Raw genomic sequence first — 13,409 nt, 5'->3', positions numbered from 1 at the left:
AACGACCCCCGTGGTCGGGTTACTTGGCGGCGGACTGCGCCGCGGCCAGCGCGTCCTTGGGCGACTTGGACCCGCTGAGGGCGGTCTGGACGGCCTTCCACATCTGCTCGGAGATCTTCGGGTACTTGGTGCCCAGATCGTCGCTGGTGCGGCCCTTGGCCGACTTGACCGCGTCGACCCATGGCTTCAGTTTCGCGTTCGCCGCCACCTGCTTCGCCTGCACCTCGCTGGTGGGCGCCACGTAGGACAGCGTGGTGTCGGTGTCGTAGAGGTTCTGGGTGCTGGTCAGGCAGGTCGCCAGCTTCTGGGAGGTGGCGTAGCGACCGGTGTCCTGCTGGACGGGGACGGTCACGAACTCACCGCCGGTCGGGGCTGCGGCGGTGCCTTCGTTCGCGCCGGGGACGGGCAGCACCCCGTAGTCGAAGCCGACTTTCTCCGCGTTCGCGAGCTGCCAGGTGCCGTTCTCCGCGAACGCGTAGTCACCACTGGCGAACTCCTGCCAGCTGGTCGTCTGGGTGTTGTTGAGCACCGAGTTGGGTGCGTAGCCCTGCTTCAGCCAGTCCCTCCACAGCGACAGGGCGGCCACGCCCTGGGCGGAGTCGAGTTCGGTCAGCTTGGCGCCCGCGCCCCAGAACCACGGCAGGAACTGGAAGCTGCCCTCCTCCGTGCCGATCGCCGAGAAGGTGACGCCCTTCTTGCCCGCCTTCTTGACCTTCTCCAGTGCCGCCGTCAGCGACCTCCAGTCCTTGACCGAGGAGATGTCCACCCCGGCCTCCTTCAGCACCTTCTTGTCGTAGTAGAGGGCGAGCGTGTTGGCGCCGATCGGTGCGCCGTACGTCTTCCCGCCCGACTGGCCGGCCGCGAGCAGGTTGGGGTCCACCTTCGAGGTGTCCAGCTTGTTGTCGTCGGTCGTGGTGAGCACGCCCGCCTCGGCCAGGGTCGACACCACCGGGTTGTCCACGATGAGGACGTCCGGGGAGTTGCCCTGCTGCGCCGCCAGCAGCGTCTTGTTCGCCAGGTCGCTGGTGTCGAACCCGGTCCGCTTGATCTTCACGCCGGCCTGGGTGCCGCACTTGTCCAGCAGCCGCGTCCACGCCGAGCCCTTGGCGAACTGCGGGTACGGGTCCCAGACGGTGTACGTGCCGCTGTCCGCGCCCTTGGTGCCGGTGCTGCCCGAGCCGGAGGAGCAGGCGGTGCCGACGAGGGCGACGAGTGTCGACAGAGCGGCGGCAAGGAGCCGTCGGGAGGAGCTGTGCATGGGGGGTCCTTCGTTTTTGGGCACAGGGATGCCGTGGGAGGGGCGACGTGGAGGAAACGGGCACGCCGAACGACGGGGGGAGACGGGATGCCCGGTGTCGAGAGGAAGGGGGAAGGAGGGAAGGAGGGTTACGGGTACGGCGGCCGTGATGGTGCGGTCAGGAATGCCGGCCCTCGGTGCAGGACGTACCGGCGGCGGGCCCGGTGCTGGCCCGCAAGGAGATCGGCGGCGTGAGCAGGTGGTGCCGGGCGGGAGCGGCAGGATGGTCGAGCCGCTCGACGAGCAGGTCGACGGCGCGCCGGCCCATCTCCGCAGCCGGTACGTCCGCCGCGGTGAGCTGCGGGGTCACCGTCTCCGCCCACCGGCCGGCCACGACCCCGGTGACGGAGAAATCGCGCGGCACATGGCGGCCCGCCTGGGCGAGCCCCCGGTACAGGCCGCCCAGCGCGGCCTCGTTCAGCGTGACCAGGGCCGTGGTGGCCGGATCGTCGTACAGGATCTGTTCCAGGCATGTCTGACCCGATGCGGCATCGTCCCCGCAGCAGTACGTCCGCACGGTGAGCCCGCGCTCGGCCGCGGCCTTGGTGAAGCCCTCCAGGCCACGGTGCGCGGACTCGTACCCGGCCCGCAGCAGTTGCTCGGGCCGGTTGACGAAGGCGACCCTGCTGTGGCCGAGGTCCGCCAGGTGGTGGACGCATGCCGCCGCCAGCGCGGTGTGGTCCAGGCCGACCCACCAGCCGCCCTCCGGATGGGCGGTACGGCCGATGGCGACGGAAGGGAAGCCGAGTGCCGCCAGGTGATCGACCCGGTCGTCCTCCAGCCTGATCTCCATCAGGATCGCGCCGTCGACCCGCCGCTCCCCCAGCAGCCGCTGGAAGGACCGGTCGCTGTCCATGCCGCTGGGTGACAGCAGGACGTCGTAGTCGTATGCCGCGGCTGCCTCCACGACACTGCCGATGAAATCCAGCTGCATCCCCGTGTAGTGGTTCCCGGCCGGGGGGAAGACCAGGCCGATCGTGCTGGTCCGGCCGTTGGCCAGGGCGCGCGCGCTGGCATTGGGCCGGTACCCCAGCTCGTCGATGACCTGCTGGATCTTGCGGCGGGTGTCGTCCGACACGGGGCGCTTGCCGCTCAGCGCGTAGGACACGGTGCTCCGCGAGACACCGGCCCGCCGGGCGATCTCACCGATGTTCACGGTGACTCCTTGCTCGAACCGGTTCGACACTCGCAGGAGAGCACGGCTGCCGGTCGTCAGGGGATTGGAATGAGGTGCGGGGCGAGGGCCGGCCGTCGAACCGGTTCGCGTGAAGCGAAGGTAGGGAGGCCATGCACGTCTGTCAATACCTCGGACCCGCTTGCCGAAACCCCGTACGACTCCCGGAGCACGCGGCGTCGAAGGGATTGCTGGTGGCCTGTCCCGGTGCTAGCTTCACCGAACCGGTTCGATGAAGTGATCAGCCCCGCAGCCGCGTGTTCGCCTGGTCCACAGCTCCGCAGCACGGTCCCGGCGTCCCCGGCTTCCGCACACGGTTCCCCGCTCCTGGGCGCATGCGAACGAACCGGTTCGACAGTCTGCTCACTCAAGGGATTGAGGACGCGATCGATGTCATCCGCTGACAGACCCGCCCGGCCACGCCGGGCCCCGGCCGCCGTGGCCGTGGCTCTCGGCGCGGGCCTGCTGACCACGCCGGCCGTCCCCGCACAGGCGGCGGACCCGCCCCAGCCCGCTGCCCACTACACCTTCGACCAGGACGACCTCGCCTCCGGAAGGATCGCCGACAGCTCCGGCAACGGCCTCACGGCGAGCCTGGTGAACAGCTCCACCGCCCAGTCCGTCGCGGGCGCGGACGGCGGCAGCGCTCTGGCCCTGCCCGGCGGCGCGCCCGACTCCCATGGCGCGTACGTCCGTCTGCCCCGCGAAGTGCTCGGGGACGCGGCCGACCTGACGGTCTCCGCCCGCGTGAAGTGGAGCGGTGCCGACTCGTCCTGGCAAAGGATCTTCGACCTGGGCACCGACACCACGAAGTACCTCTTCGCCACCCCGTCCGACAACGGCGGTGTGCTGCGCACCGCCGTGACCACCGGAGGCGGCGGCGCAGAGGCTCAGGTGAGCGGCTATGCGGCGCTTCCCGCGGACCAGTGGCGAACCGTCACCGTCACCCTCGACAGCTCCGCCCAGCGCGTCACCACCTACCTCGACGGCGTCGCGGTCTCCTCCGCCGCGACCGGCGTCAAGGCCAGGGACCTGCTGGACAGTTCCGCAACGGCCGCCGGTTACATCGGCAAGTCCTTCTACCCGGACCCGCTGTTCAAGGGCGCGATCGACGACTTCACCGTGTGGCACACCGCGCTCACCCCCGAGCAGGTGGCCGGCACGGTCGGGCACGTGCCCACCCTCCAGCAGCTCTCGCAGACGTCCTTCGAAGCCCGTACGGCGACGGGGACAGCCCCGGCTCTCCCGGCCGCCGTCCGCTCCTCCTTCTCCGACGGCTACGACCGTGACACGCCGATCTCCTGGGACGCCGTACCCTCCGAGAAGTACGCCCGGCCGGGGACCTTCACGGTGGCGGGAACGGCGGCCGGGCGCGCGGTGAAGACAACCGTCACCGTCGTCCGCGAGGGACAGCTGGATGTCGACCTCGGTTCGGACACCGGCGCCTTCCACGGCGGCGCCTCCGGCACCCTGTACGGCGTGTACGGACCGGGCGTGCCGACCAACAACCTCATCGAGGGCATGGGCCTGCGCACGGTCTCCACGAAGGCGCAGGACGGCCCGCAGCACCCCGGTGCCGACGCGCTGGATGTGGTCGGGCCGCTGGCCGACTCCACCGACGGTGACGTGTACATCTACATGACCGACATCCACCGCGGCTTCCCGTACGAGTGGCCGGGCGACACGCCCGAGGAGAAACTCAAGCGCTACGAGGAGAAGATCGCGGGGCAGGTCGACCAGGTCCTGCGGCTACCGGCGAAGTACCAGGACAACATCGTCTTCGTGCCGTTCAACGAGCCCGAGGGCAACATGTTCGGCACCGGCGAGTGGAGCTACGACAAGGTCAGCTGGCTCAACGACCCGCACGACTACTTCGCCGCCTGGGACGAGGTCTACCGGCTCATCAAGGGGAAGATGCCGAAGGCCCGCATCGCCGGCCCCAACACCAGCGTTCTCTACGACCAGGTCAAGGGCTTCCTCATCCATGCCCTGGCCGCCGGCACTCTCCCCGACGTCATCACCTGGCACGAGCTGAGCCATCCCGAGGCGGTGCGCGCCAACGTCGCCAAGTACCGGGCGTGGGAGAAGGAACTGTTCAAGGGAACCGGTCGTGAGGGCACCCAACTCCCGATCAACATCAACGAGTACGCCTTCAACTACCACACCTCCGTCCCCGGCCAGATGATCCAGTGGGCCTCCGCGATCGAGGAGTCGAAGGTGGACGCCGACATCGCGTACTGGAACATCGACGGCAACCTCTCCGACTCCGCCGTGCAGGCGGGCCGCGGCAACGGCCAGTGGTGGCTGCTGCACTCGTACGCCTCGATGAGCGGACACACCGTGAAGGTGACACCGCCGTTCCCCGGCCAGAACTACACCATGCAGGGCGTCGCCACCCTCGACAGGGACAAGCGGCAGGCGCGGCTGCTCTTCGGCGGATCCACCGGCGACGGCCACATCACGTTCGGCAATGTCCCGAAGGCGGTCTTCGGGGACCGCGTGCACGCCTGGGTCCGGGAGATCGAGTGGAGCGGGCAGATCGGCGACTCCTCAGGCCCGAAGCTGCTCACGGAGACGAACCTCCAGGTCGGTGACGACGGCAAGGTCGTCGTCGACTTCGGCGACGGCGCGCTGCCGAAGCTGAAGGAGTCCTCGGCGTACGAGATCGTCCTCAGCCCGGCCGGCAAGGCGAAGGGCGCACAGTCCCCGCCCGTGCGCTGGCAGGCGTCGTACGAGGCGGAGGACGCCGCCCACACCGGGTCCGGCTACTCCAGGAACGGCCCGGAAGGCTCTCCCCGCGACGTGTCGAAGTTCTACACCTCCGGTGGCTACGACGTGGGCGGCCTGCGCACCGGCTCCGACATCACGCTCGGCTTCACCGTGGACGTGCCCGAGGACGGCACGTACGACCTGAGTGTCTTCGCCAGCTCCCTCAACACCTTCGACAAGGTCAAGGAGCAGGGCCCCACCAACGTCTTCCTGCGCGTGGACGGCGAGGCGGACAGCGAGCAGGAGCTCTACCTGCCGCTGGGCTACAAGTGGGTGGTCTGGGACCACACCGACACCAAGGTCCACCTCACCAGGGGCAAGCACACCCTCACGCTCGCCGCGAAGAGCCTCGACGGCAAGCGCGCCACCAAGGGCGACGCCATCGTCGACCGCCTCACCCTCTCCCTGCCCGCGCCTTCGGCCACCACCCAGGTGTACGAGGGCGAACTGGCCTGGCTGGGCGGCGGGGCACGGCCCGTCTACGACCTGTCCGAACACGCCGGAACCCCTCCCACCGGCTCGGGCGCGGCCCGGCTTCCGCGAGGTGGGACGGCCACGTTCTGGGTCTACTCCCCCGCCGACCGGGAAGCCACCCTGAGCGTCGACACCCTCGGCGCCCCGAACGCCCGGCTCTCCGTCAACGGGCACGAGGTCGCGCAGGTGACCCGGGGCCGCCGAAGCGTGGCGGTCTCCCTCTCGGGCGGCATCAACAAGGTGACACTCACCGGCGGTTCGTCCGCCACCCTCGTCGACCGCCTCACGGTCACGCCGACCGAGGGCACCCTCACGGCACGTACCTACGAGGCTCAGGACGCCAGGCTCACGGGCTCCGCCACACTCACCCCGCTCTCTCTGGCCACCGACGGCACGGCGATCACCGGCATCGGAGGCGATCCCGGCAACGGCAACACCGCGACCTTCACCGTGGACGCCGACCGAACCGGCCTCTACGCGCTCCGCATCCGCTACTCCAACCCCGAACAGTCCGAAGCCACCCACTACAACCCCGACCCGCTCGCCCGCCACGCCGACATCACCGTCAACGGCGGCGACACGCGACGCGTCAGCTTCCCCCACACCTTCCACCAGAACAACTTCTGGGAGCTGACCGTCCCGGTCCACCTCACGAAGGGACGGAACACGATCACCTTCCGCTCCGAGGAACTGCCGAACTTCGACGGCACCACCTACGCCTCGGACACCTTCCCCGGCATCCTGCTCCGCTCCCGTTACGCACCGCTGATCGACCGGATCACCGTCGCGCCCTACGCACGGGAGCTCCGATGAAGTGATCACCACCGGCGGGCCGGCCGCACCGGGCGAGTGCAGTGAGCCACCGCACAGCTCCGGCCGGCCCGCCGGCGCCCCAAGCAGACGCCTGGGTCCGTCACGGGCCCCGGTGCCCTTCGAGAGCCACGCTCTGCGTTGCGTCCGGCAGCCAGGCGGAGGTCGGCGCGTCGGCGCGGTGAGTTTCGTAACGCGGCCGATTCACCGGTCATCCGATCGATCCCACCGGGCTGCCGCACGCGCCATTCTCACAGCATGACTGACACCCCCCGCCCCCATTCCACAGACCGCGAGCCCGGCCCCGAGCCGGCCGACGGGCCGGTCGGCGCCACCCGCAGGACCGTCATGGCCGCACTGGGCGGTGCGACCCTCGGAGCGGCCGCTCTGGGTCTCACGGCCGCGCAGGCGACGGCAGCGGCAGACCGGAAGAACGAGGCCCGGCCCCCGGCCGGGCCGGCCGCCGACTGCGTCCTCACGCCCGAGCAGACCGAGGGGCCCTACTACCTGGACCTGGAGACGGTCCGCAAGGACATCACCGAGGGCAGGCCGGGCGTGCCGCTCACCCTCCGCGTCAAGGTGATCGACACCACGACCTGCTCCGCGCTGCCCGGCACGGCGGTCGACATCTGGCACTGCGACGCCCTCGGCGTCTACTCCGGATACGTGGCAGGCGGCTCCACCCCGGACACGACCTTCCTGCGCGGTGTGCAACTGACCGACTCCACCGGCGTCGCGGAATTCACCACCATCTACCCCGGCTGGTACGTCGGCCGTGCCCTCCACATCCACGTCAAGACGCATGTCGGCGGCACCGTCACCGGCGGCAGGTACCAGGGAGGCCATGTCTCCCACACCGGCCAGCTCTACTTCCCGGAAACGTACAACAGCAGGGTCGCCACATTGACCCCCTACCGGAACAACACCGCCACCCGCACACTCAACGCCAGGGACGGCATCTACCGCAACGGCGGGTCCTCCACCCTGCTGACCCTCACACAAGTCGGCGGCGACCTCGGCAAGGGAGTGACCGGCACCGTTGTGCTCGGCGTCAAGCCCGACGCCGTGCCCTGACGCTCCCGCCGGAGCGGTGGCCGGTCCGCTGCAACGATGCCGGCTACCGCCGCTGCGGCGGTCCACCGCACACGCCCGCCGCTCGGCGTCGCGTGCCGGCGTCGGAATGGGCGACGCGGAATCGGGGATGACCGGAGCATGACATGTGAGGTGTGCGGTGCACCGCTGACCGGTCGACCGCTCGGCGGTCGACCGGCTCGCTACTGCTCCGGCGCATGCAGGCAACGGGCGTTCAGGCAGCGCTCGGCCCACCGCGATACCCGCGGGGCGCAGACGGGCGCGTCACCGTCCGCCCAGAGCGCCGCCTCCCCGAGCGCCCAGGGCCGCGGTCTGCCACGGGCCCTCGACTCCTTCGTGGGCCGACGGGCGGAGCTGTCGCGGTTGCGCACCCTGCTGAGGGCGTCCCGGCTCCTGACCCTGACCGGTACCGGCGGCGTCGGCAAGACGCGGTTGGCTCTGGAGTTCGCCAAGGGCCTGCCCGTCCGCCACGGGCGGGTCGATCTGGTCGAACTCGACGCGCTGCACGACGGCACCGCGCTCGCACAGTCCGTCGCCGCCGCGCTGGCCGTGGGGGAACGGGCGGGACGATCCGGTGTCGACGTCCTGGTGCACGCGATCGGCGACGCCCGTCGGTTGTTGATCCTGGACAACTGCGAGCATCTGGCCGAGCCGTGCGCCCGGTTGATCGCGACCTTGCTGAGTCACTGCCCCCGGCTGCGGATCCTGACCACCAGTCGAGAGGCCCTGCGGGTGCCCGCGGAGACCGTGCTCCGGGTCGGTGAGCTGTCGCTGCCGCCGGCCGACACCGGAGACGACCCGGTGGCCCTTCTGCGGGCGGACGCCGTCCGGCTGTTCGTCGAACGGGCCTCGAGCCGCTCACCAGGATTCACGCTCCACCGCGGAAACGGCCGGACGGTCGCCGAGATCTGCCGCAGGCTGGACGGCCTGACGCTCGCCGTCGAGCTGGCGGCACGCCGGGCCGGAACTCTTCCGCTGAGTGACATCCTGGCAGGACTGGACGACCACATGTCCCAGCTGTCCCTCTTGACGGGCGGACACAGGACCGGGCCAGGGCGCCACAGCGAGCTGGCCGCGGCGATCGACTGGAGCCACCGGCTGCTCGATCCGGCCGAACAGGCGGTCTTCCGGCGTCTTGCGGTCTTCGTCGGCGGGTTCGACACGGCTGCGGCGCGGGCGGTCTGCGCCGGTGACGGTATCGCTCCGCCGCAGATACTCGGCATCCTGTGTGCCCTCGAGGCCAAGTCCCTGATCGCACGTCTCTCAGGAGACGCGCGGACCGCACGATTCAGACAGCTGAGCGCCATCCGCGCCTACGCCCTGGAGCGCCTGCTCGCATCCGGCGAGCTGCACGTCACCAGGCGCCGGGTCCTCGAGTGGCTGAACGGGCTGGCTGAACGGGCCGGTGACGAGGTGTTCCCCGACCAGGCAGGCAGCCCACTGGCCGGGGAGCGGGACAATCTCGCGGCGGCCTTGGCCGGCACCGCCGTCCGCGACGGTGCCGCGCACCCACGGCTGGAGCTCGAACTGGCGCGTGTGCGCTACGAGCAGGAACAGCCGTCAGCCGCCCACGCGCTGCTGACGGGGCTGCTTCGGAGAACCGGCGGCCGAGCGCTCGGCGGAGCGGTACCTGCGCTTGCCGCGCGCGTGGCCTGCCAGCGGGCCGACCTGGCACAGGCGCTGCGCCTCGGTGAGCAGGCGGTGGCCATGGAGCGCACCCGCGATCACCCCGCCGGACTTGCCAACGCCCTGGACGCGCGGGCCGCGGCGCGGCTGTGCCGAGGGGAGTTCGCCGCGGCCGTCGCGGATCTGCGCGAGGGGCTTGATGTCGTCGCCACGCTGGGCAGACCGCAGGACACCGCGTGGTGCACCCATCACCTGGCATGGGCGCTGCTGCAGGCGGGCGGGGAACTGGAGGCCGACATCCTCATGTCCCGTTGCCTGCCCGTGCTCAGGGAGCACGCCCCCTGGAGCCGGGTCGCGGCCGCTCTGCACACAGCGGGCGCCGTGCGGCTGGCTCTGGGGGATCTGGAGAGTGCCGAGGCGCTCTTCGCCGAGGTGCTGCGGATCGTCCCCGAAGCAAGTTTTCACGCGCTCTACCCGGTGGAGGGTCTGGCTCTCGTGGCCGCCGAAAGCGGTGACATGCGGCGAGCCCTCCTGCTGTACGAGGCGAGCGCACAGGAGCGCCGCCGACTCGACACCGTGTCGGAGGCTCCGTGGCGACACCAGGTGGAGCGCACGGTGGCTCGTGCCAGGACAGGGCTGCCGGCAGCCGCCCGGGAAGCAGCCGTCAGTGGCGGCCGCCGACTGCGCGGGGATCGGCTTGTCGCGTACGCGCTGCGGACAGGGAACGAGGACCGCCGAGCGACGGCCGACACCGCAGAGGTCGTCGACGACCGGCCCAGGCTCACCGGAAGGGAGTTCATGGTGGCCGAGCTCGTCGCCGGCGGGCTGACCAACCGGCAGATCGCGGAGCGGCTCGGGCTTTCGACGCATACGGTTGCCACGCACCTGGACAAGGTGCGCGACAAGCTGGGCATGCGGTCGCGCACGCAGATCGCCTTATGGGTGGCCGCACGGACCAAGGACGGGCACATGTCCGGGTGACGTGTCACCGGCTCCGCACCCCCGTTGCGCCCTCTCCAGGCGGTGGCCGGGAGAGCCGACCCGAGCCACTCGCCTCGTGCCGTCAGTCCTTGCCGACGACGACCACCTCGTCCTCGACCGACCAGTGGCGTCGCTCGGCTTTGGGCGGGTTGATCCGTAGCCGGCTGCGCGACCCCTACGCCTACGGGGAGGCGTCCGTGCTCCTGCCCGGCCAGCACACGGAGCTTCTTCCCGTGATCCCCGCGCCCGAGGGGCCGTTGCACTTCGCGGGGGACCACACGTCCGTCAAGCCGGCCTGGATCGAGGGAGCCGTGGAGTCGGCCGTGCGTGCCTCGTTGGAGATCCACACCGCGTGAGCCCCGCCATCCGCTGAGCCGTGACAAGGAAGGCAGGCCCCGGCGCTGCGGCGCCGGGGCCGTACGCGGGTGCGTCAAAGGACGTTGACCGCGCTCCAGGCCGCGGCCACGGCGGCGTACTCGGCGCTGGTGGCGCCGTAGAGGTCCTTCGCCGCGTTCAGAGTCGCCGTGCGGGCGCCCTTGTAGTCCGTGGTGGAGGTCATGTAGACGGTCAGCGCCCGGTACCAGATGGCGGAGGCCTTCTGGTTGCCGATGCCGGTGACGGTGGAGCCGTTGCAGGTGGGGCTGTTGTAGGAGACGCCGTTGATGGTCTTGGCGCCGCTGCCCTCGCTCGCGAGGTAGAACCAGTGGTTGCCGACACCCGAGGAGTAGTGCACGTCGAGGCGGCCGACCGACTTCGACCAGCAGTCGGCGGAGCGGCCGTCCAGGGACGGCTTGTCGAAGCGGCGCAGCCACGGCGGCGTGGACTGGTCGCTGAACAGGTAGTCGGGGGTGTCGACCGGGTTGTCGGCGTACCACTCGACCATGGTGCCGAGTATGTCGCTGGTGGCCTCGTTCAGGCCGCCGGACTCGCCGCTGTAGCGCAGGTTCGCGGTGGCCGAGGTGACGCCGTGGGTCATCTCGTGGCCCATGGTGTCGAGGTCGACCTGCTCCGGGTCGGTGGTGCCGTTGCCGTCGCCGGTCATCATGCAGAAGCAGGAGTCCGACCACTGGGCGTTGTCCCAGTTCGTGCCGACGTGGACGAAGACGGTGGCGCCGCGGCCGTCGTTCTTGATGCCGTTGCGGCCGAAGGTCGTCTTGTAGTAGTCGAACGTCTCCGCGGTGTTGGCGTGCGCGTCGACGGCGGCGGTGGCGCGGTCGGTGGAGAACCTCTTGCCGTCCCCCCAGATGTCGTCGGCGTCGGTGAACAGGGTCCCGGAGGAGCTTTTCAGGGACGAGGACGAGAGGTTGTGCGCGTCCTTGGTGATGTGGCCGCGCACCGGGTCGATCAGGGCGAAGGTGCCGTCGGCCTGCTGGGTGGTGTCGATGCCGACATCACCGGTGTACTCGGAGTGGCCGGTGCCGGTCGCCTCGCGCTCGGCGTCGTAGTTCTCGATCGCCGCGCCGGTGGTGGCGTCGGTCACGAAGACCTCGCCGTGCGGCTGTCCCTTGTCGCCCAGGCCCTGCACGGTGGTGCGCCAGGCCAGACGCGGCGTGCCGTCGGCGGCCCACACGATCAGCTCGGGAGTGGACTTGGCTTGCCGGACCAACCCGTGCGCGCGCTTCAGGGCGCCGGCCGCTGTGCCCCTGGCGTCGACGGCGGGAGTGACGGACTTGAGCGCCACCGTGTGGGCCTGGGCGCGGGTGGATCCCTTGAACGAGCCGTCGGCTCTCTGGTGGACGACGAAGTCGCCGCCGACGACAGCAAGGCCGCGGTAGGTTCGCTCGAAGCGGACGTGCTGGGTGCCGTCGGCGTCGATCACGACGTCCTTCGCCTGGAGCGTCTGGCCCGCACCGAAGCCGAAGGTGCCGGCGTGCCGGGTCACGTTCGCCTTGGCCTGGGATATCGCCGTGTCGCGGACGAAGGTTCCGCGCTGCACTGCTTGTGGCTGCGAGTGCGCAGGTATGGCCATCGCACCAGTGGTGATGACGCCGGCGGCGACCATCGCGGAAAGAGCAAGAAGAGGACGGGACATGACGGGGTGATTCCTTCGCTCGTCGTGGGGTGACGACGTCCTTGGACGTTGACGCGAAGTGTTCAACAGATGGCATGTCCCTGACGTGACTTCATCTGGGATACAACTGCGGAGCTATAGGGCAGGGAGACCCGTGGCCCGGCTTGTCACCTGCCCTCGCCGAGGGCGAACTCCTCTCCCCCGCCCTCCCACCAGGCCAGATACCGCGGCCGTTGCCGCACCAGCGACAGATAGGCGGCCAGCAGTCGCTCGCCCGCCGCGTCGGCGAGCCCGGGCGGAACCGATGCCGTGTTCCAGGCCAGCAGCAGCCGCCGGTGGAACGGGACGTCCACGAGCGGCCGCTGCACAGTGCCCCGGGCGGAGACATCGGCAGTCGGCCATACGCCGCAGACGGCACGCCGACCGGCGACCAGGATCTGCGCCACGGACAGGTCCGGGGTCACATGGGCGATGCGCGGAGTGAATCCCGCCGACCGGCAGGTGAGATGAAGGTACGCGTGCACGCCGCTCTCGTCCGCCTCCGGCATGACCCAGTCCTCGTCCGCCAGATCACGGAGGCTGACCATCTCCTGGCACGCCAGCGGGTGGTCTTCGGCGAGCAGGACGAAGACCGGCTCGCGGAGCAAGGTGCGGGTCGCCACCGACTCGCCGACCGGAAGGGGAAAACCGGGGAACTCGCCGAACACCGCGATGTCGCATTTCGACTGGCTCAGCGATTTCACCAGGGTGTGCACGGAACGGCGGGCATCGATGGTGAGCCGGCGTTCCGGGACGAGTTCGAAGAGGGCGGAGACCAGCAGGGACACCAGAGGGCCGGCGGTTCCGCCCGCTCTCAGCGGCGCGGCCGCCACTCTGTCCGCCTCGGCCGCCGATCGGGCGTATTCACGCAGCCGGTCGAAGCCGACGACGAGGTCGCGGGCGCAGCGCAGGACGTACTGTCCGTTCTCGTTCGGTTTCACCCCGTCAGCACTGCGGATGAAGAGCGGGCCGCCCAGCTCGTGTTCGATCCGCTTCAGCTGAGCGCTCGTGGCCGGCTGAGAGAGCTGCAGCCGTGCGGCGGCCTTGCGGATGCTGCCGGCCTCGGCGACGGTGAGCAGGATACGGAGGTGCCGGAACTCGAGGTGCATGAACATTCCCCCGCTCAGCGCCGGGGG

Annotated in this window: 7 protein-coding genes and 1 pseudogene; 4 read left to right on the top strand and 4 right to left on the bottom strand. The window is 70.2% G+C overall.

Annotated elements, in window-relative coordinates; genetic code table 11:
* Positions 1–19: 19 nt before the first annotated feature.
* Together ACFYZE_RS09395 and ACFYZE_RS09390 are read right to left on the bottom strand one after the other, a co-directional pair.
* Positions 20–1,258 carry an extracellular solute-binding protein gene (locus ACFYZE_RS09395; protein WP_388990480.1) on the bottom strand — a complete coding sequence of 413 codons (1,239 nt, stop codon included), beginning with the start codon at positions 1,256–1,258 and terminating at the stop codon, positions 20–22.
* A gap of 157 nt (positions 1,259–1,415) precedes the next feature.
* Positions 1,416–2,453, bottom strand: coding sequence for a LacI family DNA-binding transcriptional regulator (locus ACFYZE_RS09390; protein ID WP_388990478.1), 1,038 nt, complete (start codon positions 2,451–2,453; stop codon positions 1,416–1,418).
* 408 nt (positions 2,454–2,861) lie between these two features.
* Here ACFYZE_RS09390 and ACFYZE_RS09385 point away from each other — a divergent pair, with 408 nt between their 5' ends.
* The 4 genes and pseudogenes from ACFYZE_RS09385 to ACFYZE_RS09370 form a co-directional block, all read left to right on the top strand.
* Complete coding sequence (locus ACFYZE_RS09385) at positions 2,862–6,527, top strand: LamG-like jellyroll fold domain-containing protein (protein WP_388990476.1); 3,666 nt, start codon at positions 2,862–2,864, stop codon at positions 6,525–6,527.
* 255 nt (positions 6,528–6,782) lie between these two features.
* A complete protein-coding gene (locus tag ACFYZE_RS09380; RefSeq protein WP_388990474.1) occupies positions 6,783–7,598 on the top strand; it encodes an intradiol ring-cleavage dioxygenase in 816 nt (271 codons plus the stop codon).
* A gap of 354 nt (positions 7,599–7,952) precedes the next feature.
* A complete protein-coding gene (locus tag ACFYZE_RS09375; RefSeq protein ID WP_388990472.1) occupies positions 7,953–10,223 on the top strand; it encodes an ATP-binding protein in 2,271 nt (756 codons plus the stop codon).
* 146 nt (positions 10,224–10,369) lie between these two features.
* Positions 10,370–10,579, top strand: a pseudogene (locus ACFYZE_RS09370) (FAD-dependent oxidoreductase); the annotation flags it as partial.
* Between the two features lie 74 nt (positions 10,580–10,653).
* Here ACFYZE_RS09370 and ACFYZE_RS09365 read toward each other — a convergent pair.
* Entirely contained in the window at positions 10,654–12,255 is a 1,602-nt protein-coding gene (locus ACFYZE_RS09365) for a M4 family metallopeptidase (protein ID WP_388990470.1), read from the bottom strand.
* 146 nt (positions 12,256–12,401) lie between these two features.
* Positions 12,402–13,382 (bottom strand): LysR family transcriptional regulator, encoded by a 981-nt coding sequence (locus tag ACFYZE_RS09360; RefSeq protein WP_388990469.1) that lies wholly within the window; start codon positions 13,380–13,382, stop codon positions 12,402–12,404.
* Between the last annotated feature and the right edge of the window lie 27 nt (positions 13,383–13,409).

This window comes from Streptomyces sp. NPDC001796 (assembly GCF_042892355.1).
GTDB lineage: Bacteria > Actinomycetota > Actinomycetes > Streptomycetales > Streptomycetaceae > Streptomyces.
Note: the sequence above shows the minus strand (reverse complement) of the source record. Positions and strands in the feature narration are given on the sequence as shown.

What these genes read in the sequence shown, in the direction of transcription:
- ACFYZE_RS09385 (WP_388990476.1), top strand. Translation starts at nt 2,862, where the DNA reads ATGTCATCCGCTGACAGACCCGCCCGGCCACGCCGGGCCCCGGCCGCC.
- ACFYZE_RS09380 (WP_388990474.1), top strand. Translation starts at nt 6,783, where the DNA reads ATGACTGACACCCCCCGCCCCCATTCCACAGACCGCGAGCCCGGCCCC.
- ACFYZE_RS09395 (WP_388990480.1), bottom strand. Translation starts at nt 1,258, where the DNA reads ATGCACAGCTCCTCCCGACGGCTCCTTGCCGCCGCTCTGTCGACACTC.
- ACFYZE_RS09360 (WP_388990469.1), bottom strand. Translation starts at nt 13,382, where the DNA reads ATGCACCTCGAGTTCCGGCACCTCCGTATCCTGCTCACCGTCGCCGAG.
- ACFYZE_RS09365 (WP_388990470.1), bottom strand. Translation starts at nt 12,255, where the DNA reads ATGTCCCGTCCTCTTCTTGCTCTTTCCGCGATGGTCGCCGCCGGCGTC.